We start from the raw sequence: 25,235 nt of genomic DNA, 5'->3' as shown, positions 1-25,235 counted from the left end.
AATCGAAAAAACTCCCATCGGTCGCGCGCCGGGACCATGCAAAACCGGCACTGCGGTCCGCCTCACGAAGTTCTTGTCGGAGACCGCCTTGCAAGCGGCCGCAGAGCACCCGCGAAAACCCCGCAAACCCTTGTGGGAACTGGCTTCAAGCACGCGAAACACCGAGATGTTAAAGTGCCCGCTACTCAAAATATCGTATCGGGCCTGGTTTCATCGCACCCGGTCGCACGCGTCGCTCAATGCCAAACAAGAATTCCGTCCACCCCGCCACCGACGCCTTCCGGCATCGCCTCTCGGCGCTCGCCGCAGGTTCTTGCGCCGATGCGCTGCGCCATGGCCTGCGCGGCATCGAGCGGGAGAGCCTGCGCGTCACGCGCGAGGGCAAGCTCGCCATGACGCCGCATCCGCGCGCGTTCGGCTCGGCGCTGACGCATCCACAGATCACGACCGACTATTCGGAAGCGCTCGTCGAACTGATCACCGACGCGAAAGCCGATTCGGCAGCCGCGCTCGAACATCTCGACACGCTGCATCGCTTTGTCTATGGCAAGCTCGGCGACGAATTGCTCTGGAACGATTCGATGCCCTGCGAACTGCCGCCCGACGACGAAATCCCGATCGGCTGGTACGGCACGTCGAATATCGGCATGCTGAAGTACGTGTACCGGCGCGGGCTTTCGCTGCGCTACGGTCGCACCATGCAATGCATCGCCGGCATCCACTACAACTATTCGCTGAGCGAGGACGTCTGGCGCGCGTGGCAGTCGCTGGAAAAGGGCAATACGCTGTCGGCGGTCGATTTCCAGTCGGAGCGCTACTTCGCGCTGATCCGGAATTTTCGCCGCACGAGTTGGCTCCTGATGTACCTCTTCGGCGCGTCGCCGGCGCTCGAAGCGGGTTTCGTGCGCGGCAAGCCGCACACGCTCGACACCTTCGACGCCGACACGTTCTATCTGCCGCACGCCACGAGCCTGCGCATGAGTGATCTGGGCTATACGAACAATCCGGCGCAGTCGGCGCTCCTGCCGAGCTACGACAACCTCGACGCCTACCTCGACGTGCTCGGCCGTGCCGTCAGCCAGCCGTATCCGCCGTATGAGGCGATCGGCACGCAGCGCGACGGAGAGTGGGTCCAGATCAATACGAACGTGCTGCAGATCGAAAACGAGTTCTACTCGACGATCCGTCCGAAACGCGTCATCCAGCCCGGCGAGCGGCCGCTGCATGCGCTCTCGGCGCGCGGCGTGCAGTACATCGAAGTGCGCTGTCTCGACATCGATCCGTTCGAGCCGAGCGGCATTTCGCTCGAAACGTCGCGCTTTCTCGACGCCTATCTGCTCTATTGCGCGCTCGATGACAGCCCGCTCCTGCCGCGCGAGGCGAACGCCGAAGCCAACGACAACTTCAGCCGCGTCGCGAAGGAAGGCCGCAAGCCGGGGCTCGACCTCTCTCGCGATGGGCGCGCCGTGCCGATGCAGGCGTGGGGCACCGAATTGCTCGACAGGATCGCACCGGTCGCCGAGACGCTCGACGCGCTCAACGGCACCGACGAATACATGCGCGCACTCGCCACGCAACGCGCGCGGCTCGCCGATGTGGCACTGACACCGTCGGCGCGCGTGCTGCAGATCATGCGCGACAAGCAGCAGAGCTTCGGCGCGTTCGCGCTCGATCTGAGCGAGCAGCACGCCGCATTCTTCCGCTCGCGCCCGCTTCCCGAAGCGATCACGCGCGAACTGGATGAGCTCGCGGCGAAGTCTCTCGAACAACAAGCCGCCATCGAACGTGACGAAGCCGGCTCTTTCGACGCTTTTATCGCCGCGTACCGCGCTTATACGCTCAATCGCGTGAGCGTCTGAGTTTCAGGCGCGCCCGATCCCATATCGTCTTTTTTCCTTGCCTTGCCGCCCATCGGGCGGCAAGGCTTACCCCTTTTGCAACAGAGCGCAACCTGCCGAAACGCGCGGATCGCCGGTCGGGTCGAAAATTAGTGTCTTATCGATCAACGCTCTGAGGAGAAAAAATGAAAAAGACGATGCTATCGGCATCGGCGCTGGCGGCAATGGCGTCGATTGCGCTCGTCGTCGGCTGCTCGACGCAAGGCCAGGTCAGCGGCGAGACGATGGAGCAGGCGACCTCGCCGCTCACCTGCATGAACAAGGCGGAATGCGACGCGTGGTGGGGCCGCGCGCAGGTCTGGGTCACGAACCACTCCGAATACAAGCTTCAGACCGTCACCGATTCGATCATCCAGACGGCGGGCCCCTCTGGCGGCAAGCGCGCGCTCGCCTACCAGATCACGAAGACGCCGAGCAACGAAGGCACGGCGACCATCGGCTTCGCCGCTCACTGCGACAACATGCTCGGCTGCGAGCCGAATCCGTGGAAAGCGGGCGCGGACTTCAAGCAGTTTGTGCGCGGCGGCCCGTCGCCGCAGCCCGGCGCCGCGGCGACCAATCCCGGCAATGCGCTGCCGCCCGTCACGCCAGTTGCGCCGCCGCGCGCGCAGTCGAATCCGCCGGTCCAGCCGATGCCGCGCGCACTCGAAGCGCAGCCGGGACAATCGGGCCAGACGCTGACGCCGGAATAAAGCGCGCTGTAAAGAAAAGCGGCTCGGCAGCTTGAACGCTGCGGAGCCGCTTTTAAATGGAGTAGCGCGAAGATGAGCGCTCAATGGCCCATCGATGGCCCCGCGCCCTTTTTCGGCTTGGTCAGCCAGACGAGCACCGCCAGTCCGACGAATCCATAAAACGAAATCCGGAAGAAGTCGTTCGTCGACATCATGTACGCCTGCGCCGTCACGACGCGTTCGAGTTGCGCCGTAATCGACTGTCCGGCGAGCCCGAGGTCGGACAGCGCACCCGAATAGGCGCTCGTATTTGCCGAATAGGCGGTCACCGACTCAGTCAGCACCGCGTGGTGGCGAATCATGTCGTTCTCCCAGTACGTCGTGCTGACGGCCGTGCCGATCGCACCCGAAAGCGTCCGCAGGAAGTTCGACAGCCCCGCGGCGCCCGCCAGCCGGTCGTCGGGGACGCTCGACAGCGTGATCGTCGTCATCGGGACGAAGAAGCACGCCACGCCGATCCCCTGTATCAGCCTCGGGATCACGATCTGGTTGAAAGGCGTATCGAGCGTGAATGTCGAGTTCCAGTGCGACACGAACGCAAACACCAGAAACGCGAAGCTCGCCACCACGCGCAGGTCCAGCCGATGCATGTTGCGCCCGAGAATCGGCGAGATCACGAGCGCCAGAATACCGACCGGCGCCGTCGCGAGACCGGCGAGGCCCGGCGTGTACCCCATCACCGTCTGCAACCACAGCGGCAACACGACCACCGAGCCGAAAAAAGCGAGAAATCCGAGTGACGTGATCAGCACGCCCATCGCGAAGTTGCGGTCGCGAAAGAGCGAGAGGTCGATCACCGGCTCCTTTTCGGTCAGCTCCCACGCGAACATGAACGCGAGCGCGATGGCCGCGACGATCGCCAGCGTCACGATGAAGTTCGAACTGAACCAGTCGCGGTCCTTGCCCAGGTCGAGCATCATCTGCAGGCTCGCGACGCCGATCACGAGCAGCGAAAGTCCGACGGCGTCGATCCGCTGTTTCGATGTCTTCGTTTCGTGGCCGCGCAGCAAGAAGAAAGCGATCGCCGCCGAGAAAATCCCGATCGGCACGTTGATGTAGAAAATCCATGGCCAACTGAAGTTATCGGTGATGTATCCGCCCATCACCGGGCCGAAAATCGGCGCGACGATCACCGTCATCGCCCACAGGCCGAGCGCGAGGCCGCGCTTTTCGGGCGGATAGCTGCGCATCAGGATGGTCTGCGATAGCGGCACCATCGGCCCGGAAACGAGGCCCTGAAGCAGCCGGAACGCGATCAGCGACTCGAAGTTGTGCGCAAACCCGCAAAGCGCCGACGCAATCGAAAACAGTACGACGGAGATCGTGAAGAGCTTCACTTCGCCGACGCGTCGCGCGAGCCAGCCCGTGAGCGGCACCGCAATCGCCGACGCCACCGAATACGACGAGATCACCCATGTTCCTTCGCTCGTCGCGACGCCGAGACTGCCGGAAATCGTCGGCACGGCGACGTTGGCGATCGACGTGTCGAGGACTTCCATGAACGTACCGAGCGCGAGGCCCATCGTCAGGAGCGCGAGCACGCCGCCCGTGAGCGGTGCGGGCGCGCGCGGCGGGGCGTCGCTGCCGGGATGCGCTGCGGATGCTGCCATAGTCGAAAATCTCCAGCAAAAACGTTCTTGTTTTTGATGCAACGGCATTCTCTGCTCAGACAGGCATACACGCGCAAAACTTGCCCGTGCGGCCAGCATTCAGGCGCTGTCTTCCTCGCCGACCTCACATGCAGCAGACGCCGCGCCTGCCGGCACGTTCGCGATCAGGCGCGCGAGCAGGCTCGTCAGCGTATCGAGTTCGGCACGGCTGAAGTCCTTCAACTGCTCGTTCAGCACTGCGGCACCGATGGCGGGCAGCTGCGCCGCGGCGTCCGCGCCGCGCTGCGTCAGCTTGAGCTCCACGATGCGCCGGTCCGACTCGCTGCGCTCGCGCGTCACAAAGCCCTTCTTTTCCAGCCGGTCGAGCATGCGGGTCATCGACCCGCTGTCGTAAGACATCTCGCGCGACAGTTCGAGCGGTGTATGCGCGCGGCCGTCCGCAAGCGTCAGGATCACGCCGATCTGCTGCGACGTCAGATCGAGCGGCCTGAGCGCCCGGTCCGTGCGCGCGATCAGCACGTTGCGCGCCTTCGCCAGATAGTAGCCGAGGCTCGTCTGGAGCTGGATCGTCGAGGGGTCGTAGAGAGGTTCGCTGTTCATCAGTGTCGAGAATAGGGACGCTCGTGCGTCGTCAAAACAACGATCTCAAAAATGTTGCGGCAAGTATCTTGAAAAATACTTGCACAGTCAATATTATTTAACGCAACGAGTTATGCGCACGTTGCGCCGCCCGAAACATGTCTTGACCGCTTGCCCGCATCGCTCAGTCGATGCCCCAAGGATTCCCATGACCCGCTTTGCACGCACCGCCCGCCGACGCTTCGGCCATGTCAGCAGCACGATCGCCAGCGCTTCCCGTCACGTCGTTCCGCCTAATCTGACGTCGTGGAAACTCGCGCTCTACGTATTCGTGTTCTTGCTGCCGGGTGGGTCGTTCGTGGTGCTGGGCATGGGCTGGTTCGAGAACCGGAACCGGCGCCGTGCAGTGAAGCCCCGCCAGTCGCAGGCGCAGATGAAAACGCAGACGCAAGCACGCGTGCCGAAACTGCTGCCGGGCCCGACGCCCTGTTCGCACGGCGAGTGCTGAGAAGCGACTCGTAAACCGCCGTAACCTTTTGGCGCGATCGGGTAACCCACGCGCCCTTTCCAGCCGCTACGCTAACGTCTGCCTGACGCCCGCTTTTCGCGGGCGTTCTCCCTGTTCCGTTACCATCTCGGATCGTCGCGATTCCGCCTGCTTCAGCTCCGTTCGCGTCGCTCCGACAGGATCATCACGCAGATGCCGTTCAGCCAGACTCAGTCCGCCACGCCCCGCTTCACCGTCCGCTTCCCCGCATTGGCGCTCGCCGCCGCGATGACCCTGCTCGTCGCGGGCTGCGCGGTCGGCCCCGATTATCAGCGGCCGTCCGCCGCGGTTCCGGCAACCTACAAGGAAGCGCCCGAGGGCTGGAAGGTCGCGCAGCCGGCCGATCGCGCCGATCGCGGAAACTGGTGGTCCATCTACGACGATCCGCAACTCGACGAACTCGAAGCCCGGCTGAACGCGTCGAACCAGAGCATCGCTCAATTCGCGGCGGCGTATCGGCAGGCGCGGGCGCTCGTCGGTGAAGCACGCGCGGCCTACTTCCCGACCGTCGGCCTGTCGGCGTCCGGTTCGCGCTCCGGCACGGGCACCAACGCGCGCAACACGTCGACTGGATCGAACAGCACGTCGATCGGCAACAGCTTCAGCCTCGCCCTCGACGCCACCTGGGAACCCGACCTGTGGGGCAGCGTGAGCCGCTCGGTCAACGCGCAGGAGGCCGGCGAGCAAAGCGCCGCCGCCGATCTCGCGAACGCGCGCCTTTCCGCGCAGGCCACCCTCGCGCAGACTTACTTCCAGTTGCGCTCGCTGGATGCGCAGCAAAAGCTTCTCGACGATACCGTCGCCGCCTATCAGCAATCGCTCCAGCTCACGCAGAACCAATACGCGCAGGGCATCGTCGCACGCTCGGACGTGATTCAGGCGCAGACGCAATTGCAGTCGGCGCAGGCATCGGCGATCGATAACGGCGTGGCGCGTGCGCAGTTCGAGCACGCAATCGCGGTGCTGGTCGGCGAGCCGGCTTCGACGTTCTCGCTGCCCGCGGTGCCGCTCGACGCCACGCCGCCGTCCGTGCCGGCGCAGATGCCGTCCGCGATTCTCGAGCGTCGGCCGGACGTCGCCTCCGCCGAACGCAAGGCGGCGGCGGCGAACGAACAGATCGGCGTCGCGATGGCGGCGTTCTTTCCGACGCTCACGCTCTCGGCGTCGGGCGGATTCCAGAGCTCGGTACTGTCGCAGTTGCTGCGTGCGCCGTCGCGTTTCTGGACGCTCGGGCCGGACATCGCGGCGACCATCTTCGACGGCGGCCTGCGCCGCGCACAGACCGAAGCGGCGCGCGCCGCCTACGACCAGAACGTCGCGACGTACCGGCAGACGGTGCTCACCGCGTTCCAGGACGTCGAGGACAATCTGGCCTCGCTGCGCATCCTCGAAAACGAGATCGTCGTTCAGCAGCAGGCGGTCCAGTCGGCGCAGCAGGCGCTCGCGATCGTCAACAACCAGTACAAGGCCGGCACCGTCGGCTATGTGAATGTGCTGACCGCGCAGACCACGGCGTTCGTCGCGCAGCAGAAGCTCGCAAACATCGCTGGACAGCGGATGGTGTCGTCGGTGGGCCTCGTCAAGGCGCTCGGCGGCGGCTGGGACATCGGGCAGATGAATCGCGAGACGGGCGGCGTGGAAGCGCCGGCGCCCGTGGCAGCCTCGGCTGCGGCGGCAGGCGACGCGCCCGGCCGGACGACGGCGGCGACCGGCGGCGCAACCGCAAAAACGGCAGCCACCGGCTCCTAGCGAAGGCGGTCCGGACCCGCTGACGCGCGTTGCGCATTTTCCGGCGCACCCTTCGACGATGGCGGCTGCCGCGCATCCTGTGTGCATCCGCCGTGGAAAACCGGCGGCCGCCCCGTCCCATCATCCGAATAACCCCTTTTTCCCTCCCCTTATCCCCCGATCGTCGCCCGTCGCGATTCGCAATAATCACCGTCATCGAAATTAGGCAATTTGCCGGCGAGCACGGAGCGATAGCGCAGTGGCAGAAGAAAGCGATCTCGAAAAGACCGAGTCAGCTACTCCCAAACGTCTTGAAAAGGCGCGGGAGGAAGGCCAGGTCGCGCGCTCGCGGGACCTCGCCTCGTTCGCCCTGCTGGCGGCCGGATTCTTCGGTGTCTGGGGGCTGTCCGGTTCCATCGGCACGCATCTGCAGTCCATCCTGCGCGGCGCGTTCACGTTCGACCGCGCAACGGTTCTCGACACGCACCAGATGATGATCGGCGCAGCGAATTCCAGCAAGGAAGGCTTTCTGGCGCTCCTGCCCGTGCTCGCGATGACCTGTCTCGCCGCCCTCGCCGCACCGATGGCGCTCGGCGGCTGGCTCCTCACCACCAAGACGCTCGCGCCGAACTTCGGACGGCTTAATCCGGTGAGCGGCCTCGGGAAGATCTTCTCGGTGCAGGGCCCGGTCCAGCTCGGCATGTCGCTTCTGAAGACGATCGTCGTTGGTGGCATGGCCGGCTGGGCGATATGGAGCCGCAAGGCCGAGGTGCTCGGGCTCGTCACCAAGCCGCTCGACCTCGCGCTCGCCGAAGCGATGCACATGATCTTCGTGTGCTGCGGCATGGCGATCGCCGGACTTTTCGTGATCGCCGCGCTCGACGTGCCCTATCAGATGTGGTCGCACGCGAAGAAGCTGCGCATGAGCAAGGAAGAAGTGAAGCGCGAGCACAAGGAAAACGACGGCGATCCGCATGTGAAGGGTCGCATCCGCCAGCAGCAGCGCGCCGCCGCGCGCCGCCGGATGATGCAGGCGATCCCGACCGCCGACGTGATCGTCACCAACCCGACGCACTTCGCCGTCGCGCTCAAGTACACCGACGGGCAGATGCGCGCGCCGAAGGTCGTCGCGAAGGGCGTGGACCTCGTGGCGGCGCGCATTCGCGAGCTGGGCCGCGAGCACAACGTGCCGCTGCTCGAAGCGCCGCCGCTTGCGCGCGCGCTGTATCACAACGTCGAGATCAATCGCGAGATTCCGGGCGCGCTGTACGGCGCCGTGGCGCAAGTGCTGGCGTGGGTTTATCAGCTGCGCCGCTTCCAGGAAGGCGGCGGCGCGAAGCCCGACGAGCCGTCCGATCTCGACGTCCCGAAAGAACTCGACAAGGGCAGCGTCTCCGACGCCGACGCAGAACAGGAAGCCGCTGACGCGCTTTCTGCCGACAACACTACTGATGGAGCCGCAGCATGAACGCGCGCGCTGGATTTTTCGCCAAACGGCCCGACGCGCTCGGGAGCCAGAACCTGCGGGCGCTCGCCGGCCCGATCCTGATCTGCATGATCCTCGGCATGATGATTTTGCCGTTGCCGGCGTTCCTGCTCGATCTGCTGTTCACCTTCAACATCGCGCTTTCGGTGATGGTGCTGCTCGTCAGCATGTACACGCAAAAGCCGCTCGACTTCGCCGCGTTCCCGAGCGTGCTGCTCTTCTCGACCTTGCTGCGCCTGTCGCTGAACGTCGCGTCGACGCGTATCGTACTGCTCGAAGGCCACACCGGCCCCGACGCCGCCGGCCAGGTGATCGAATCGTTCGGGCACTTTCTCGTCGGCGGGAACTTCGCGGTCGGTATCGTCGTGTTCGTGATTCTGATGATCATCAACTTCATGGTCATCACGAAGGGCGCGGGCCGGATCGCCGAAGTGGGCGCGCGCTTCACGCTCGATGCGATGCCCGGCAAGCAGATGGCGATCGACGCCGACCTGAACGCCGGCCTCATCAACGAGCAGCAGGCGAAGAAGCGCCGCGTGGAAGTCGCGCAGGAGGCCGAGTTCTACGGCTCGATGGACGGCGCGAGCAAGTTCGTGCGCGGCGACGCCATCGCGGGCCTGCTGATCATGGTGATCAACATCGTCGGCGGGCTGATCGTCGGGATGCTCCAGCACGACATGGACTTCGGCCACGCGGCCACGAACTACACGCTGCTCACGATCGGCGACGGCCTCGTCGCGCAGATTCCTTCGCTCATCATCTCGACGGCGGCCGGCGTGATCGTTTCGCGCGTTGCGACCGAGGAAGACATCGGCACGCAGCTGACCGGCCAGTTGTTCACGAACCCGCGCGTCCTGATGATCACGGGCGTGATCATCGGCATCATGGGCCTGATTCCGGGCATGCCGCACTTCGCGTTCATGCTGCTCGGCGGCGGATTGATTTACGCCGCGCGCTCGATGAACAAGCGCGCCGCCGAAAAGAAGAGGACGGGCGCCATCACCGATGTCTCGCCGGCCGCTGCCGCGCCGGTCGAGAACGCGGAAGCGTCGTGGGACGACGTCGCGCTGATCGATCCGCTGGGCCTCGAAGTCGGCTACCGGCTGATTCCGCTCGTCGACAAGAACACAGACGGCGAACTGCTCAAGCGCATCAAGGGCATTCGCAAGAAGTTCGCGCAGGAAATCGGCTTTCTGCCGCCGGTCATCCATATCCGCGACAACCTCGAACTGCGTCCGAACGGCTATCGCATCTCGCTCAAGGGCGTTGAAGTGGGCGTCGGCGAGGCGTTCCCGGGTCAGTGGCTCGCGATCAATCCGGGACAGGTCTCCGCCGCGCTGCCGGGTACGCAGACGCAGGACCCGGCGTTCGGGCTGCCGGCCGTCTGGATCGATACGAACATGCGCGAGCAGGCGCAGGTCTACGGCTACACGGTGGTCGATGCGAGCACGGTAGTCGCCACGCACTTGAACCATCTCGTCGTCACGCATGCTGCCGAGTTGCTCGGGCGTCAGGAAGTGCAGGCGCTCTTGGATCGCATCGGCAAGGACACGCCGTCGCTCACCGACGACCTCGTGCCGAAGACCGTCTCGCTCACGACGCTGCAGAAGGTGCTGCAGAACCTGCTCGACGAAGGCGTGCCGATCCGTGACATGCGCACCATCCTCGATTCGTTGCTGGAGCACGCGCCGAAGATCGGCGATGCGTACGAACTCACGGCGGCGGTGCGTCTTGCGCTGGGCCGCGCAATCTCGCAGCAGTGGTATCCGGGCGGCGGCGATCTGCAGGTGATGGGGCTTGATCCGACGCTTGAGCGGGTGTTGTCGCAGGCGCTGTCGACGGGAGCGAATCCGGGGCTGGAACCGGGGCTCGCGCAGACACTTCTGAATTCGACGCAGAATGCGATCATGCGCCAGCAGAATCTCGGCTTGCCGCCGGTCTTGCTCGTGCAACATTCGCTGCGGGCGATGCTCGCGCGGTTCCTGCGGCGCAGCCTGCCGCAGTTGAAGGTGCTTTCCTATGCGGAAGTGCCGGATACGCGGAATGTGAAGGTGGTGAATCTGATCGGCGCGTAATGTGCCTCGGGCAAGGGTTCAACACCGTTGGATGTGCTTCTGCATCAGACGGCGTTGAACATCGCGGGCAGGGCAATCAACACTCCACGATATTCACCGCCAGCCCGCCCCGCGACGTTTCCTTGTACTTGGTTTTCATATCGGCACCGGTTTCGCGCATCGTCTTGATGACCGAATCGAGCGACACATAGTGCGACCCATCCCCGCGCATCGCCATGCGCGCGGCATTGACGGCCTTGACCGATCCCATCGCGTTACGTTCGATGCACGGAATCTGCACCATCCCGCCGACCGGATCGCAGGTCAGCCCGAGGTTGTGTTCCATGCCGATCTCGGCGGCGTTTTCGACTTGCGTCGGCGTGCCGCCCATCACGGCGGCGAGCGCGCCCGCCGCCATCGAACAGGCGACACCCACTTCGCCCTGACAGCCGACCTCGGCACCCGAAATCGACGCATTCATCTTGTACAGGATGCCGATGGCCGCCGCCGTCAGCAAGAAGTCGATCACGCCCTGCTCGTTCGATCCCGGCATAAACCGGTCGTAGTAATGCAGCACCGCGGGAATGATCCCGGCAGCGCCATTGGTCGGCGCGGTCACGACGCGTCCGCCGACCGCGTTCTCCTCGTTCACCGCGATGGCATAGAGATTGATCCAGTCGATCATCGAGAGCGGATCGCGCAGCGCCTGTTCCGGCTTTCCGGCGAGCGCGCGATACAACTGCGGCGCCCGGCGCTTCACCTGAAACGGGCCGGGCAGGTTGCCGTCGGCTTCGGGATTGCCGATGCCGCATCCACGCGCGACGCACGCCTGCATCACATCCCAGATGTGCAACAGACCCGCGCGAATGTCCTCGGCGCTGCGCCAGACGCGCTCGTTCTCCCACATCAACTGCGCAATCGACTTGCCCGACTCGACGCACATCGCGAGCAACTCGTCGCCGGTCTGGAACGGATACGGCAAGTGCTCGTGCGCGGTCAGCACCGCCGTGTTCGCCGCGCCCGCCGTCACGACAAAGCCGCCGCCCACCGACAGATAGGTCGCCTCGCGAAGCAGCACGCCGCCCGCATCGAAAGCATGCAGCTTCATGCCGTTCGGATGCTCGGCGAGCGCTTGTCGATAAAAGCCGATGTGCTCCTTCTGCACGAACGGAATCTCATGTTTGCCGAGCAGCCCGAGCTTCTTCGACGTGCGGACGGCCTCCAGCCGCGGCGTGATCGTCTGGGCATCGACGGTATCCGGCGCATCGCCCATCAGGCCGAGCATCACACCACGATCCGTGCCGTGGCCCTTGCCCGTCGCGCCGAGCGACCCATAGAGCTCGCATTTCACCGACGCAACCGCGTCGAGCAGTCCGTCGCGTTCGAGTCCTTGCACGAACATCAGCGCCGCGCGCATCGGCCCGACCGTATGCGAACTGGACGGACCAATGCCGATTTTGAAGAGATCGAAAACGCTGACTGCCATGACTGCTCCTGCGGGTCTGATCGCGAGTTGGATTGATTAGCGCGCCGGCAGCGGCAGACAGACCGCAAGCCAGGCGGGTGGCGTCGCGGCGAGCCGCAGCGCGACCGGCGCATAACGGCCGTCGAGACGCGCCGCCAGATGAAACAGTTCCGCCGCATTCTTCGGGTCCCACTGGCCCGAATAGCCCGGCAGGCCGGCTTCGCGCCGCTTGGCGTCGAACGGCACCGACGAATGCACGAACTCTTCGTGCGTCTTCGTGCCGAGCGCGTACGGCGTCAGCCAGTTGAGCGCGGCGGCGAGCGTCGCGTCCGAAGGCGCGCGGTCCGCGATCCAGTTGCGGTTGTGACGCCGCGCCGCGAGCGCCGCCGTCACGAGCGGCTGAAGGTCGTAAGTGACATAGTGCAGCGCATCACGTTCCGCGAAATCGACCGTCGAGCCATCCGGCGCGATGTTGTCCCCGACGTGTTCCACAAAAAGACGCTGTGCCGCGTTGATCATCTTGCGGTCGTCGATGGTGAACGCGCCCATCGCGATCAGCTTGACGCGGTGACTCTGCCAGTTGTTGCGATATGTGCCTTCGAGCGGCCGGTTCTGCTTGTCGATGTCCTCGACATAGCCCGCCACCATCTTCGAGATGAACGCGTTCGCCGCATTGCGCGTCTTGACCGGCAGCGCGCTCGCGGTCAGGTCGTAGGCGAGGATCAGCGACTCGAAATTCGTTTCGTCGATCGGATTGAAGCTTGGCTGATAGGTCGTGACCCACGCGAGCAGGAATCGCTCGACGAGCCGCAGATAGCGTTCGTCGCCGGTCGCGCGCCAGGCGAGCGCGGCGTCGCGCATCAGTCCCAGGTCCTTCTCCGCTTCGACGCTCTCGTCGTAGATGCCCTCGTGCGGCAGCGTGCCTTCAGTATGCAGCTTCGCGCGCGCTTTGGGCTGGTCGTTTACGTGCGACTGCACCATCTTCACGAGCGCCCTCACGCCGGGGTCGGCGTTGGTCCGCTCGCTCGACTGCATCGCGGGCGCGGCGCAGAAATTCATCGCGGCGTGCGCGCCCTGCGTCGCGATCGCGGCGAGCGCTGCAATCGCGGCGAGCGCGGCCTGCATTTGCCATCGGCGGCCCGCCTCGTTCCCCACTCGCACCTTCAGCGCCATGCGAACTCCCTTGATTGGCTTTGGTTCGGGGTGAGATGTTAGCCGGGATTGGGCGGCTGAAGCAAAAACCGCCCGAAGCTTCCGGGCGGTGTTGTAACGTCCACGTCAGTCGTTGTATTCCGATACCGGCACACACGAGCACATCAGGTTGCGGTCGCCATAGGCGTTGTCCGCGCGGCCGACCGGCGGCCAGTACTTGCGCTCGACGAGCGACTTCAGCGGATACGCCGCCTGCTCGCGCGTGTACTTGTGCGTCCACTCGTCGGCGGTCACGACGGCCGCCGTATGCGGCGCATGCTTCAGCGGATTGTCCTCGCGATCGGCGCGCTCTTCTTCGACCGCGCGAATTTCTTCGCGAATCCGGATCATCGCGTCGATGAAGCGGTCGAGTTCTTCCTTCGACTCCGATTCCGTCGGCTCGACCATCAGCGTGCCGGGCACCGGGAAGCTCATCGTCGGCGCGTGGAAGCCGAAATCGATCAGGCGCTTGGCGACGTCTTCCACCGAGATGCCGCTCGACTCCTTGATCGGCCGCACGTCGAGAATGCACTCGTGCGCGACAAGTCCGCCCGGGCCGCTGTAAAGCACCGGATAGTGCGGCGCGAGACGTTTCGCGACATAGTTCGCCGCGAGAATCGCGCTTTCGGTCGCAGCGGTGAGGCCCTTCGCGCCCATCATCGCGATGTACATCCACGAGATCGGCAGGATCGCGGCCGAGCCATAAGGCGCCGACGACACCGCGCCGATGCCGCTTTCGTCGCGCTGATAGCCGGTCGAGTGCTGGTTCGGCAGGAACTTCGCGAGATGCGCGCCGACCGCGACCGGACCGACGCCCGGTCCGCCGCCGCCGTGCGGAATGCAGAACGTCTTGTGCAGGTTCAGGTGCGAGACGTCGCCGCCGAACTGGCCGGGCGCGGTCAGGCCGACCATCGCGTTCATGTTCGCGCCGTCGACGTACACCTGGCCGCCGTGGCCATGCACGATCTCGCAGATTTCGCGGACGTTGCGCTCGAATACGCCGTGCGTCGACGGATACGTGATCATGATCGCGGCAAGATTCGCGGAATGCTTCCCGGCCTTCGCCTTGAGGTCTTCGATATCGACGTTGCCATTCGCATCGCACGCGACGACGACGACCTGCATGCCCGCCATCTGCGCGGAAGCCGGGTTGGTGCCGTGCGCGGACGCCGGAATCAGGCAGACATTGCGATGCCCTTCGCCGCGCGACTCATGGTACGCGTGGATGATGAGCAAGCCAGCGTACTCGCCTTGCGAGCCCGCATTCGGTTGCAGCGAGACGGCCGCATAACCCGTGCACGCAACCAGCATCTGTTCGAGCTGATCGATCATCGTGCGGTAGCCGACCGTCTGCTCGGCCGGCGCGAACGGATGGATCTGCGCGAATTCAGGCCACGTGACCGGCAGCATTTCCGAGGTCGCGTTGAGTTTCATCGTGCAGGAGCCGAGCGGGATCATCGTGCGGTCGAGCGCGAGGTCCTTGTCGGCGAGACTGCGCAGATAGCGCAGCATTTCATGCTCGGAATGGTGACGGTTGAAGACCGGGTGCGTCAGGAAATCGCTCGTGCGATGCAGTTCGGCAGGCAGCGAATCCTTGAGCGCGCCGTCGAGCGCGTCGATGTCGAAGGTTTCCGTCTTGCCCGCGACTTCCGCGAACAGCGCGAAGAGCTTCATCAGGTCGTCGCGGGTGGTGGTTTCGTCCAGCGACACGCCCACGTGCTGCGCATCCACATGGCGCAGGTTGATGTGCACAGCGGAAGCGGCCTGATGCAGCGCGGTCGTGTTCGCGCCGCTTTCGATCGTCACGGTATCGAAGAAAGTGTCGTTAGCCAGCGCGTAGCCGAGCTTCTGCGCGCCCGCCGCGAAGATCGACGCGACGCGGTTCACGCGCAGCGCAACCGTCTTCAGTCCGTGCGGGCCGTGATAAACCGCGTACATGCTTGCCATGATCGCGAGCAGCGCCTGCGCGGTACACACGTTGGACGTCGCCTTCTCGCGACGGATGTGCTGTTCGCGCGTCTGCAGCGCGAGACGCAGCGCGTGCTTGCCTTGCGCATCGACGGTCACGCCGACGAGACGCCCCGGCATCTGGCGCTTGAATTCGTCGCGCACGGCCATGTAAGCCGCGTGCGGACCGCCGAAGCCGACCGGCACGCCAAAACGCTGCGTATTGCCGATCGCGACATCCGCGCCCCATTCGCCCGGCGGCGTGAGGAGCGTGAGCGCGAGCAGGTCGGCGGCGGCAACCACGTAACCGCCTGCCGCGTGAATCGCTTCGGTGAGCGCGCGATAGTCGCGCACGTCGCCGTTCGCGCCCGGGTATTGCAGCAGCACGCCGAACGCATTCGCCGACGCCGCGTCCGCCGCCGGTCCGACCTTCACTTCCACGCCGATGGGCTTCGCGCGCGTCTGCACGACTTCGATGGTCTGCGGGAGCACGTCGGCCGCGACGTAGAACACGTTCGACTTCGGCTTGCCGACGCGTTGCAGGAGCGTCATCGCTTCGGCGGCGGCGGTGGCTTCGTCGAGCAGCGACGCGTTCGAAATTGCGAGGCCGGTCAAATCGATGATCATCTGCTGGAAGTTCAGGAGCGCTTCCAGGCGCCCTTGCGAAATCTCGGGCTGATACGGCGTGTACGCCGTGTACCAGGCCGGATTTTCCAGCACGTTGCGCAGGATCACGGCCGGCGTGTGCGTGCCGTAATAGCCCTGACCGATGTAAGTCCGGAACACCAGATTCTGATCCGCGAGCTTCCTGAGCGAAGCCAGCGCTTCCGCCTCGCTCTTCGGCTGCGTGAACGCGCCGAGCGGCAAGGTCTCCTGGCGGCGGATCGATTCCGGGATCACCGCGTCGATGAACGCCGCGCGCGAGGCGAAGCCGAGCGCGTCGAGCATCGCGCGCTGGTCGGCGGAATCGGGGCCGATGTGCCGCTCGGCGAATGCATCGTGGCATTCGAGCGCGGCGAGGGACAGGGATGAGCGGTTCATCAGGCGATCCGGAGTGTCGAGCTTCATGTGAATTCCTGCAGGTGCGGTTTCCGGCGGCTTTTACCCGTGAAAAGCCGCACCGTCGATTAAAAGATTATTCGCCGATCGACTGGCCGTAGCCTGCGGCGTCGAGCAGCTTGTCGAGACTGGCGTCCGCGGCCGGCTTGATCTTGAAGAGCCAGCTTTCGTACGGTGCGCCGTTGATCTGGTCCGGGCCGCTCGTCAGCGCGTCGTTCGCCGCGACGATTTCTCCCGAAACCGGTGCATAGATGTCGGATGCCGCCTTCACCGATTCAATGACGGCAATCGCGTCGCCGGCCGCGACGGTCTTGCCCGCCGCCGGCAGTTCGACGAACACGATGTCGCCGAGCGCTTCCTGCGCGTGATCGGTGATGCCGATCGCGAGCGTGCCGTCAGCTTCGGTGCGGACCCATTCGTGCGATTCGGTGTATTTCAGTTCGGCCGGGATGCTCATTGGATGCTCCTGTGCGTGGTTCTTGAGGGTATGGTTCGGACATGCGCACCGCCCGTGCGACGCGGCCTCGTCAAAGGCTCGCGAGCACCTTGCCGTTGCGCACGAAGGGCAGTTTTACCACGCTCGCGGGAAGTTGCTTGTCGCGGATCACGACCTTCACGATGTCGCCGGGATTCACGCTCGCCGGCACCCGGGCGAACGCGATCGATTCCTGCATCGAAGGGGAAAACGTGCCGCTCGTGATCTCGCCCTCGCCCGCCGGCGTGACGACTTTCTGGTGAGCACGAAGCACGCCACCGGCGCGGCCATTTTCCTTGTGCAGGATCAATCCGACGAAATTCGACTTCTGGCCGTCCGCTTCGAGCGCCGTACGTCCGATGAAATCGCGCGACGATTTCATGTCGACGGTCCACGCGAGGCCCGCGTCGAGCGGCGAGACGTTTTCGTCCATGTCCTGACCGTAGAGATTCATGCCGGCTTCGAGCCGCAGCGTGTCGCGCGCGCCGAGGCCGGCCGGTTTCACGCCTTGCGCCGCAAGCGCGTTCCAGAGCGCTTCGACGTGCGCCGCCGGAACGACGATCTCAAAGCCGTCCTCGCCGGTGTAGCCCGTGCGGGCGAGCATCAGTTCGCCGAAGGGCGTCGACGGGAAGGTCACGGCGTTGAACGGCTTGATCGATTCGGTTGCGGCACGCGTCTCCGGCACCACTTGCCAGACCTTTTCGCGTGCGTTCGGACCCTGCACGGCGACGATCGCCAGATCGCGGCGCGGCGTGATCGTGAGGCCGAATTCACCTTCGGCGTTCAGCTGGCCGAACCACGCGATGTCCTTCTCGGCGGTGCCCGCGTTCACGACGACGCGGAAATGGTCTTCGGAAAAGTAGTAGACGATCAGGTCGTCGATCACGCCGCCACGGCTGTTGAGCAGGCAGGAGTAAAGCGCCTTGCCGGGCGTGGTGAGCTTGTCGACGTTATTGGCGATCGCGAGCTTGAAGAAATCGCGGACCGGGCCGCCGTTGAAATCGACGACGCGCATGTGCGACACGTCGAACATGCCCGCGTCGGTGCGCACGGCCTTGTGTTCGTCGATCTGCGAGCCGTAGTTGACGGGCATGTCCCAGCCGCCGAAGTCCACCATGCGGGCATTGAGCGCGAGGTGAGCGGCGTGGAGGGGCGTGTGTTGAAGTTCGGTCATCGGGGCCTCGGTTCGCAAAAACAAAAAAGGCCATGCATCGACTTCACCGGCGGTTTCGGCTTTTCAGGCTGCGGTTTCGACCCGGCTCGCGCGAAGTCGCAAATGCAGCATGCAAAGCCCAAACCGCGTGGCGGATCGAAGCATGACCCCTCTGTCCTCGGTACCTGAGAGATTGCGCGGACCCTAGACGTCTGGTCCATCGCGCGCCCCTTCGGTGGGCACCAGCGTGAAAGCCGTGCCGCTCTCCAGAGTGCGAAGAAAACCGCTCGATGAGCGCATTTTCCTCGACGCGGTCGGTCCTTTTGCCTGAGAGTTTGCGGGTGTGCCCCTTCGGCGGCGCGGCGCGCAAAACCTGCGGCCACACGCTCTCCCGACGCGTGCGGCCGAATTTACGCGACCGTATTGGGCTTGTCAAACAGATTAGGAAACCGCCGAGTGACGGGCGCGCGCGGGCCTGAGCCGCGCGCTTTCACGTCAGATTCGGGCGAACGGCACACGCCGCCCTTCGGCGTCGCTTTGCATCGCGAGTTCGATGATCGTCATCACATCGACGGCGTCCTGCGCCGAAACCGGGAACGGCTTCTTTTCCTGAATCGACGCCGCCAGCGCGCGGTAGTAGTCGGCGTAGGCGCCGTCGCGGGTTGCGAATTCGTGACGCAGGTCGTGATCGCCGTCCACTTCGCGCAGGAGACCGGGCGGATTCTTCGCGAATTCGGCGTCGCCGGGACGCAGGCCCGCTTTCAGCTGATCTTCCTGCGTATCGAGCCCGTTTTTCACGTAACTGCCGCGCGTTCCGTGGACGGCAAACCGCGGCGGTTCGAGCGCCGCCAGCGCGGTCGCGTGCAGGACGACTTCCTTGTCGCCGTAACCGAGCAGCAGATGCACGTAATCCGGCGCGTGCGCGTGGTCGCGATGCTCCCGGACCGTCGCGAAAACGGTCTGCGGCGTATCGAACAGCGTAAGCGCCTGATCGATCAGATGCGGCCCGAGGTCGAACAGCAGGCCGCCTCCGCGCGACGTCTCCTCGCGCCAGCGCTGCGGCACTTTCGGGCGGAAACGGTCGAAATGCGATTCGAAGTGTGTCACGCGCCCGAGTCGGCCGCTTTCGATCAGCGCGCGCAGCGTCATGAAATCGCCGTCCCAACGCCGGTTGTGAAAGGGCGCGAACAGCAGACCGCGTTGCGCCGCGAGATCGGCGAGTGTGCGAGCGTCGGCGGCCGACAGCGTCACCGGCTTGTCGACGACCACGTGCTTGCCCGCCGCAAGCGCGCGGCGCGCGAGGTCGAAGTGCGTGTCGTTGGGCGTGGCGATCACGATGCACTCGATCTCGTCGATGGCGACGAGCGCATCGAAATCGGCGACGATCGCGGCCTGCGGATAATCAGCCTGCGCGCGCTCAGCCTGGCTCGTCGCGATGGCGGCGACCGTCGCGCGTCCGCAATGCTCGATGACGGGCGCGTGGAACGTCGCGCCGGCCAGGCCGTAGCCCATCACGCCGACTTTCAGTAGTGAACTCATGCGGGCATCCTCTTGCGTAGGTGTCTCGATATTGTGGCACGGCGTGCAATGCGGGACGGCATTTTTGACCGGTCGGTGTGCGTGCACAGGGGCCAGATCGGCGGCACGATTCGCCCGATTTATCCGTGTTAACATCGCGTCTCTCGAAATTGCGCGCCTCGACGACGCCCGGTTTCGCTGTCCATCCGGCGGTGTCAGCAGCCTTCCGCCCAACGCCTCTCAAAGTCCACACACGATGTCCGCAGGTCTGAACGCCGCGCAAAGCGAAGCGGTGCGTTATCTCGATGGTCCCTGTCTCGTGCTTGCCGGCGCCGGCAGCGGCAAGACGCGCGTGATCACGCAAAAGATCGCCCATCTGATCGAACGGCGCGGTTTCGAGCCGAAGCACATCGCCGCGCTCACCTTCACGAACAAGGCCGCGCTCGAAATGCGCGAGCGCACCGCAAAGCTGCTCGAAGGCAAGACGCTCACGACGCCCGGCAAGGAAGGCCGCAAGGTGCCCGTCAACCAGTTGACGATCTGCACCTTCCACTCGCTCGGCGTCCAGATCATGCGTCAGGAGGCGGCGCACGTCGGCCTGAAGCCGCAGTTCTCGATCATGGATGCCGACGACTGCTTCGGCATGGTGCAGGAGCAGCTCGGCACGACCGACAAGGGCCTGATCCGCAAGATTCAGTCGATCATCTCGCTGTGGAAGAACGCGATGGTGTCGCCCGATCAGGCTTCCGTGCTGGCGGCGAACGAGGACGAGCATCAGGCGGCGATCGTCTATCGCAGCTATGCGGCGACGCTGCACGCGTATCAGGCGCTCGATTTCGACGACCTCATCCTGCGGCCCGCGCAACTCTTCGCGGAAAACGAGCAAGTGCGCGACAAGTGGCAGAACCGCCTGCGCTATCTGCTGATCGACGAATATCAGGACACCAACGCCTGCCAGTACGAGCTGCTGAAGCTGCTGGCCGGTCCGCGCGCAGCGTTCACGGCAGTCGGCGACGACGATCAGGCGATCTACGGCTGGCGCGGCGCGACGCTCGAAAATCTCGCGCAACTGGGCAAGGACTTCCCGAAGCTGCATGTGGTCAAGCTGGAGCAGAACTATCGCTCGACGGTGCGCATTCTCACGGCGGCGAACAACGTCATCGCGAACAATCCGAAGCTCTTCGAGAAGAAGCTCTGGTCCGAGCACGGCATGGGCGACACGATCACCGTCACCGGCTGCAACGATGAGGAACACGAGGCGGAATCGGTCGTCTTCAGGCTGTCGGCGCACAAGTTCGAGCGGCGCGCGGCGTTTCGCGACTACGCGATCTTGTATCGCGGCAACTTCCAGGCGCGCATCTTCGAGCAGGTCCTGCGCCGCGAGCGGATTCCTTATGTGCTCTCGGGCGGCCAGTCGTTCTTCGACAAGGCTGAGATCAAGGACATCATCGCGTATCTGCGCCTGATCGCGAATCCCGACGACGATCCCGCGTTCATCCGCGCGATCACCACGCCGCGGCGCGGTGTCGGCAACACGACGCTCGAAGCGCTCGGCTCGTTCGCGGGTGCGGCGAAGGTGTCGCTGTTCGAGGCGGTGTTCATGGGCGGCATCGAGGCGCGGCTTTCCGCGCGTCAGGTCGAGCCGCTGCGCACGTTCTGCGAATGGATGCAGCGCCTCTCCGACCGCGCCGCCCGCGATCCGGCCACGACCGTCCTCGACGACATGATGGAAGCCATCCACTACGAGGCGTATCTCTACGACGCGCACGACGAGCGGCAGGCGCAGTCGAAGTGGCAGAACGTGCTGGAGTTCTGCGAATGGCTCAAGCGGAAGGGCACGAAGCCGGAGCCGTCGTCTGACGCGGAGCAGACCGGCTACGACAACGCCGACGGTTTCGGCGATGAAGGCAAGAACCTGCTCGGCCTGATCCAGACGGTCGCGCTGATGTCGATGCTCGAAGGAAAGGACGAAGACCCTGACGCGGTTCGGCTCTCGACGGTGCATGCGTCGAAGGGACTGGAATATCCGCACGTGTTTCTGGTGGGCGTCGAGGAAGGGATCATGCCGCATCGGGGCGGCTCGGAAGACGGTCCGGTCGATGAGGGGCGCATCGAGGAAGAACGGCGGCTGATGTACGTCGCGATCACGCGGGCGCAGCGCAGCCTGCATCTGAACTGGTGCAAGAAGAGAAAGCGCGCGCGGGAGACGGTGGTGTGCGAGCCGTCGCGGTTCATCCCCGAGATGCTGCTCGACGACGCGCCGCCACCGACCGAAGAGGAAGCGCCGATGACGCCGAAGGATCGCATGGCGATGCTGAAGGCGATGTTGCAGAAGTCCTGACTTCGGCTCGAAAACAAAAAACCCTGCCGGACCGCGCAGGGTTTTTTGTTTGTGCGTGTCACGCCGCCTACTTCGCCGCGCTCACCATATAGTCGACGGCGGCTTTCACATCGGCGTCGGAGGCGTTCGATCCGCCCTTCGGCGGCATCGCGCCCTTGCCGTGCAGCGCGTAGTTGTAGACCGTGTCCATCGGTTCCTTCAGGCGCTCGGCCCATGCGGCCTTGTCGCCGAACTTGGGTGCGTTCAACACGCCCGCTGCGTGGCACGCCTGACACACCTGCGTGTAAAGCGCCTTGCCCGCCTGCGAAGCATCCGCGCTCTGCGCACCTGCCGCCGGCACAGCAGCGGCCTGCGGCACGGAGGCCAGCGCGGCGACCGCCGCCGCAGCCTGCGAATTCTCCTGCGCACCCGATGCGGTTGCAGCCGGCGGGGCACCGCTCGCGGGCGCCGCGGCAGCTGCCGCACCCGGCGCCGGCTGCGCCGGTTCCTCGAGCTTGCCGCCACTGTTGTTCGCCATGTAGACGATTGCGCGTCCGATCTCGAAGTCGCTGTAGTCGTCGGGGCTCGTGCCGCCGCGCGCGGGCATCGCGCCCTTGCCGTTCAGCGCGTTGTGCAGGAGCGTGTCGTAGCCCTCGGCGATGCGCGGGGCCCAGTTGCCGGCGTCGCCGAACTTCGGTGCGCCTGCGGTTCCGGCTGCGTGACACGTCGAACAGACGGCCTTGTAGACCTGCTCGCCCGTCTTGAAGACACGTGGCGCGTTGGCGTCGCGGATGTCCACTTGCGCGACCGGCGCAATGCGCGAGGCGACGGAGGCATCGGAAAACAGATCGGTGCCCGCGCCGGTGCGCGTCGTGTTGTTCACGTACACAGCGAGCAGGATGATGATGACGATGGGGACGGCGAACCCGGCGATGACCGCTGCGATAAGCTGGCCGGGTGTTTTGATCGGGGCTCCGTGGGGTGCTTCACTCATGCTTGTCTCGTCTCCCGTTTTTAGTGTGAGTCCGTTCAGCGACAGCGTGACAGCAACGGCAACTTCCGTACAGCACGGACGATTATAGACGGAACGCTTAACTGACGGCACGCGCCGCCGGACGGCGGTTGCGGGCGTTTACCCGGAGCGCTAGAAGGCGCCGCGGCTGGCTGCGAACCGCTGCCGAAGGCCGCCAGATGGACGGATCGGCGGAAAACAGGTATCCTCTCGGACTCGCATCGGCGCTGCTTTCAGGCTTCTTTACGCTGAATCGTCCAGCGCCTTCGCTCCGAAGCGCCCGTAGCTCAATGGATAGAGTACTGCCCTCCGAAGGCAGGGGTTGCTGGTTCGATCCCAGCCGGGCGCACCAAAACAGCCGCAGTCAGCCGCTCCTTCGTACGTACGGAATCGCGTACGTTTACGCGAGCCTGTCGCGCGCGCTCAGTCTCTCCCACGTTACATCCCGAAAGCTCGGCAAATCCTACTTCCACGCTTTAAAAAAGCGCTTCGCGCCAGCACCCGCACGCCCCAGCACCGTCTCAAAAAAATGCAAAATAGCGCCTCGTCCAACGGGCGCATAGAACACAAAGCAAAAAGACCAACGAGAACAATCGACGAAAGCAGGGGATTCAACCATGGAGCAGGCGCAGGAACCCGCGCGCCGACCTTTTGCGTTCGCATGGTCGGGACACGGCAATCCCGAGCAGGAACAGGCGACGCTGCGCGTCTGGATGGGCAGCGCAGTGCTCATCGCGTACCTGGGCTACACGTGGTTCCGCCCGTCCGTCGATGCGGCGATGGTCGTCGTCTTCGTCGCGCTCTATGTGGCCTTTGGCGCGCTCAGTCTCCATGCCGTGCGGAGGATGGCCGGGCCGTCGCGCACGCGGCTCGTCATCACGACAGTGGCCGATCAGGCGCTGGTCGCGATCGTGATCGCCATCGGCGGACCGATCGGTCTGCCGCTGCTGTGGGTCGTGTTCTGGTTTCTGATCGGATCGGGCTGCCGTTACGGCAAGCAGACGCTCGCCCTCTCCTGCGCGACCGCGCTTGCCGCCATCGCGGCGCTCGCGGCGTGGCAGCCGTGGTGGGTCGCCAATCGTCCGGCGGCGCTCGGGGTCGCGCTGTCCGTGCTCGGCGCGTCGGTGTATCTGAGCGTGCTCGTCGACCGGCTTGGCAACGCGAACCGCGATCTCGCGCGCCAGGCGTCGACCGATCCGCTCACCGGCCTATTCAACCGCTATGCGCTGGAACAGACCGTCGGACGCGCGATGATGTCGATCTCCGAAGGCGACGACGACATGAGCGCCCTGCTCCTGATCGACCTCGACGGCTTCAAGGAAGTCAACGACACCTATGGCCACGCGACCGGCGACCTGCTGCTCAAGACCTTCGGCGCGCTCCTCTCGAAGCGCATCCGCAAGACCGACACCGTCGCGCGCCTCGGCGGCGACGAGTTCGTCGTGCTCGCGCGCCACGTGCCCGACCGGGCGGCGGTGCTCGCCGTCGCCGATGGCATCCACGCGATCCTTGCCGCGCTGACGTCGGTCGACGACCGGCCGGTGAGCGTCTCGGCGAGCATCGGGGCGTGCCCGATCTACGGCGGCGCGCCGGCGCAATATCGCGATATCACGGCGCTCATGCGTGCCGCCGATCGCGCGATGTACCGCGCGAAGACGCTGGGCCAGGGCCAGACCGTCTTCGCAGACGGCGGCGACTTCGAATAAGCGTCCTTTAAGCGACGCTCAGGCTTCCACGCTCGACCACGCCTGTTCGCGCAGCTTCGCGCGCAAGCGGGCGACGGCCTGGCTGTGCAACTGACACACCCGCGACTCGCTCACTTCCATCACCGCGCCGATTTCACGCAGGTTCAGGCCTTTTTCGTAGTAGAGGCTCATCAGGAGCTTCTCGCGTTCGGGCAGCTTGTCGATGGCATCGACAAGCGCCGAGCGCAGACTGCCGTCGAGCAGCGCAGACAGCGGGTCCGAACGGTCGACGCAATAGCGGTCGAGGAACGGCTCGTCGTCGGCGGAGCGGTCGAAGTCTTCGTAATAGATGAGCTGGCTGCCATGCAGGTCCTGCAGCATCGACTGATATTCGTCGAGCGGCATCTTCAGATGCTCGGCGATTTCGGTCTCGCTCGCGGAGCGGCCAAGCGACTGCTCGACCTTGTGCACCGCCGATTCCACCTCGCGCGAGGTCTTGCGCATGCTGCGCGGCAGCCAGTCGTTGGCACGCAGCTCGTCGAGCATCGCGCCGCGAATCCGCTGGCTCGCGTACGTCTCGAACTGTGCGCCCTGATCTTCCTTGTAGCGGTTCGCGGCGTCCATCAGGCCGATCATGCCGGCCTGGATCAGGTCGTCGAGATCGACGCTCGCCGGCATCTTCGCGACGAGCTGGAGCCCCAGCCTGCGCACGAGCGGCGCGTAGCGCGTCAGCACTTCGGATTGCGAGAGCTTTCCCTGGGCGTTGTACATCTTGAT

The 25,235-nt window shown here is 64.8% G+C and carries 18 protein-coding genes, 1 tRNA gene and 2 riboswitches; of the genes, 9 read left to right on the top strand and 10 right to left on the bottom strand.

The window, feature by feature from the left end; genetic code table 11:
* Positions 1-239 precede the first annotated feature (239 nt).
* The gene (gene gshA, locus AWB81_RS01005) at positions 240-1,859 is read left to right on the top strand and encodes a glutamate--cysteine ligase (RefSeq protein ID WP_062632035.1); all 1,620 of its coding nucleotides are present in this window, start codon (positions 240-242) and stop codon (positions 1,857-1,859) included.
* A 164-nt stretch (positions 1,860-2,023) separates the two neighbouring features.
* On the top strand, positions 2,024-2,590 hold the full coding sequence (locus AWB81_RS01000; RefSeq protein WP_062632034.1) for a hypothetical protein: 567 nt from the start codon (positions 2,024-2,026) through the stop codon (positions 2,588-2,590).
* 80 nt (positions 2,591-2,670) lie between these two features.
* Here the strand turns inward: AWB81_RS01000 and AWB81_RS00995 are convergent, their stop codons facing one another.
* Together AWB81_RS00995 and AWB81_RS00990 are read right to left on the bottom strand one after the other, a co-directional pair.
* Positions 2,671-4,239, bottom strand: coding sequence for a DHA2 family efflux MFS transporter permease subunit (locus tag AWB81_RS00995; RefSeq protein WP_062632033.1), 1,569 nt, complete (start codon positions 4,237-4,239; stop codon positions 2,671-2,673).
* Positions 4,240-4,338: 99 nt separating this feature from the next.
* A complete protein-coding gene (locus AWB81_RS00990; RefSeq protein ID WP_062632032.1) occupies positions 4,339-4,839 on the bottom strand; it encodes a MarR family winged helix-turn-helix transcriptional regulator in 501 nt (166 codons plus the stop codon).
* Positions 4,840-5,026: 187 nt separating this feature from the next.
* Here AWB81_RS00990 and AWB81_RS00985 point away from each other — a divergent pair, with 187 nt between their 5' ends.
* The 4 genes from AWB81_RS00985 to flhA all read left to right on the top strand — a co-directional run bounded on the left by AWB81_RS00985 (position 5,027) and on the right by flhA (position 10,654).
* Entirely contained in the window at positions 5,027-5,326 is a 300-nt protein-coding gene (locus tag AWB81_RS00985) for a hypothetical protein (RefSeq protein ID WP_062632031.1), read from the top strand.
* A gap of 192 nt (positions 5,327-5,518) precedes the next feature.
* Entirely contained in the window at positions 5,519-7,114 is a 1,596-nt protein-coding gene (locus AWB81_RS00980) for an efflux transporter outer membrane subunit (RefSeq protein WP_062632030.1), read from the top strand.
* Positions 7,115-7,352: 238 nt separating this feature from the next.
* A complete protein-coding gene (gene flhB / locus AWB81_RS00975) occupies positions 7,353-8,561 on the top strand; it encodes a flagellar biosynthesis protein FlhB (protein WP_062632029.1) in 1,209 nt (402 codons plus the stop codon).
* Complete coding sequence (flhA, locus tag AWB81_RS00970; RefSeq protein WP_062632028.1) at positions 8,558-10,654, top strand: flagellar biosynthesis protein FlhA; 2,097 nt, start codon at positions 8,558-8,560, stop codon at positions 10,652-10,654. Before flhB ends, flhA begins: the two co-directional genes overlap by 4 nt.
* Positions 10,655-10,730: 76 nt before the next feature.
* Here flhA and AWB81_RS00965 read toward each other — a convergent pair whose 3' ends face one another.
* The 6 genes from AWB81_RS00965 to AWB81_RS00940 all read right to left on the bottom strand — a co-directional run bounded on the left by AWB81_RS00965 (position 10,731) and on the right by AWB81_RS00940 (position 19,462).
* Complete coding sequence (locus tag AWB81_RS00965; RefSeq protein ID WP_062632027.1) at positions 10,731-12,119, bottom strand: L-serine ammonia-lyase; 1,389 nt, start codon at positions 12,117-12,119, stop codon at positions 10,731-10,733.
* Between the two features lie 36 nt (positions 12,120-12,155).
* On the bottom strand, positions 12,156-13,271 hold the full coding sequence (locus AWB81_RS00960; protein WP_062632026.1) for an alginate lyase family protein: 1,116 nt from the start codon (positions 13,269-13,271) through the stop codon (positions 12,156-12,158).
* Positions 13,272-13,376: 105 nt separating this feature from the next.
* Complete coding sequence (gene gcvP / locus AWB81_RS00955) at positions 13,377-16,304, bottom strand: aminomethyl-transferring glycine dehydrogenase (protein ID WP_062632025.1); 2,928 nt, start codon at positions 16,302-16,304, stop codon at positions 13,377-13,379.
* A 67-nt stretch (positions 16,305-16,371) separates the two neighbouring features.
* Complete coding sequence (gene gcvH, locus AWB81_RS00950) at positions 16,372-16,752, bottom strand: glycine cleavage system protein GcvH (RefSeq protein ID WP_062632024.1); 381 nt, start codon at positions 16,750-16,752, stop codon at positions 16,372-16,374.
* 70 nt (positions 16,753-16,822) lie between these two features.
* Positions 16,823-17,944 (bottom strand): glycine cleavage system aminomethyltransferase GcvT, encoded by a 1,122-nt coding sequence (gcvT, locus tag AWB81_RS00945; RefSeq protein WP_062632023.1) that lies wholly within the window; start codon positions 17,942-17,944, stop codon positions 16,823-16,825.
* Positions 17,945-18,085: 141 nt separating this feature from the next.
* Positions 18,086-18,203, bottom strand: a riboswitch (glycine riboswitch).
* Positions 18,204-18,227: 24 nt separating this feature from the next.
* A riboswitch (glycine riboswitch) is annotated at positions 18,228-18,327 on the bottom strand.
* Positions 18,328-18,418: 91 nt separating this feature from the next.
* Positions 18,419-19,462, bottom strand: a complete 1,044-nt coding sequence (locus AWB81_RS00940) for an oxidoreductase (protein WP_062632022.1) — start codon at positions 19,460-19,462, stop codon at positions 18,419-18,421.
* A gap of 235 nt (positions 19,463-19,697) precedes the next feature.
* Between AWB81_RS00940 and AWB81_RS00935 the strand changes: the two genes are divergently transcribed.
* Entirely contained in the window at positions 19,698-21,782 is a 2,085-nt protein-coding gene (locus tag AWB81_RS00935) for a UvrD-helicase domain-containing protein (protein ID WP_062632021.1), read from the top strand.
* Positions 21,783-21,849: 67 nt separating this feature from the next.
* Here the strand turns inward: AWB81_RS00935 and AWB81_RS00930 are convergent, their stop codons facing one another.
* Entirely contained in the window at positions 21,850-22,755 is a 906-nt protein-coding gene (locus AWB81_RS00930; RefSeq protein WP_062632020.1) for a c-type cytochrome, read from the bottom strand.
* Positions 22,756-23,049: 294 nt separating this feature from the next.
* On the opposite strand from AWB81_RS00930, the gene AWB81_RS00925 reads away from it, so the two are divergent.
* Both AWB81_RS00925 and AWB81_RS00920 read left to right on the top strand, forming a co-directional pair.
* Positions 23,050-23,125, top strand: a tRNA-Arg gene (locus AWB81_RS00925).
* A 265-nt stretch (positions 23,126-23,390) separates the two neighbouring features.
* Entirely contained in the window at positions 23,391-24,479 is a 1,089-nt protein-coding gene (locus AWB81_RS00920) for a GGDEF domain-containing protein (protein ID WP_062632019.1), read from the top strand.
* Between the two features lie 18 nt (positions 24,480-24,497).
* Here AWB81_RS00920 and AWB81_RS00915 read toward each other — a convergent pair whose 3' ends face one another.
* Complete coding sequence (locus AWB81_RS00915; RefSeq protein ID WP_062632018.1) at positions 24,498-25,229, bottom strand: RNA polymerase sigma factor FliA; 732 nt, start codon at positions 25,227-25,229, stop codon at positions 24,498-24,500.
* Between the last annotated feature and the right edge of the window lie 6 nt (positions 25,230-25,235).

The organism is Caballeronia arationis, from assembly GCF_001544975.2.
Lineage (GTDB): Bacteria > Pseudomonadota > Gammaproteobacteria > Burkholderiales > Burkholderiaceae > Caballeronia > Caballeronia arationis.
This window is presented reverse-complemented; position numbering and strand designations above follow the sequence as displayed.

Bases quoted from the DNA above. Each gene is read 5' to 3' on its own strand.
- gshA (WP_062632035.1), top strand. From the start codon at position 240: ATGCCAAACAAGAATTCCGTCCACCCCGCCACCGACGCCTTCCGGCAT.
- AWB81_RS01000 (WP_062632034.1), top strand. From the start codon at position 2,024: ATGAAAAAGACGATGCTATCGGCATCGGCGCTGGCGGCAATGGCGTCG.
- AWB81_RS00995 (WP_062632033.1), bottom strand. From the start codon at position 4,239: ATGGCAGCATCCGCAGCGCATCCCGGCAGCGACGCCCCGCCGCGCGCG.
- AWB81_RS00990 (WP_062632032.1), bottom strand. From the start codon at position 4,839: ATGAACAGCGAACCTCTCTACGACCCCTCGACGATCCAGCTCCAGACG.
- AWB81_RS00985 (WP_062632031.1), top strand. From the start codon at position 5,027: ATGACCCGCTTTGCACGCACCGCCCGCCGACGCTTCGGCCATGTCAGC.
- AWB81_RS00980 (WP_062632030.1), top strand. From the start codon at position 5,519: ATGCCGTTCAGCCAGACTCAGTCCGCCACGCCCCGCTTCACCGTCCGC.
- flhA (WP_062632028.1), top strand. From the start codon at position 8,558: ATGAACGCGCGCGCTGGATTTTTCGCCAAACGGCCCGACGCGCTCGGG.
- AWB81_RS00965 (WP_062632027.1), bottom strand. From the start codon at position 12,119: ATGGCAGTCAGCGTTTTCGATCTCTTCAAAATCGGCATTGGTCCGTCC.
- AWB81_RS00960 (WP_062632026.1), bottom strand. From the start codon at position 13,271: ATGGCGCTGAAGGTGCGAGTGGGGAACGAGGCGGGCCGCCGATGGCAA.
- gcvP (WP_062632025.1), bottom strand. From the start codon at position 16,304: ATGAAGCTCGACACTCCGGATCGCCTGATGAACCGCTCATCCCTGTCC.
- gcvH (WP_062632024.1), bottom strand. From the start codon at position 16,752: ATGAGCATCCCGGCCGAACTGAAATACACCGAATCGCACGAATGGGTC.
- gcvT (WP_062632023.1), bottom strand. From the start codon at position 17,944: ATGACCGAACTTCAACACACGCCCCTCCACGCCGCTCACCTCGCGCTC.
- AWB81_RS00940 (WP_062632022.1), bottom strand. From the start codon at position 19,462: ATGAGTTCACTACTGAAAGTCGGCGTGATGGGCTACGGCCTGGCCGGC.
- AWB81_RS00935 (WP_062632021.1), top strand. From the start codon at position 19,698: ATGTCCGCAGGTCTGAACGCCGCGCAAAGCGAAGCGGTGCGTTATCTC.
- AWB81_RS00930 (WP_062632020.1), bottom strand. From the start codon at position 22,755: ATGAGTGAAGCACCCCACGGAGCCCCGATCAAAACACCCGGCCAGCTT.
- AWB81_RS00920 (WP_062632019.1), top strand. From the start codon at position 23,391: ATGGAGCAGGCGCAGGAACCCGCGCGCCGACCTTTTGCGTTCGCATGG.
- AWB81_RS00915 (WP_062632018.1), bottom strand. From the start codon at position 25,229: ATGTACAACGCCCAGGGAAAGCTCTCGCAATCCGAAGTGCTGACGCGC.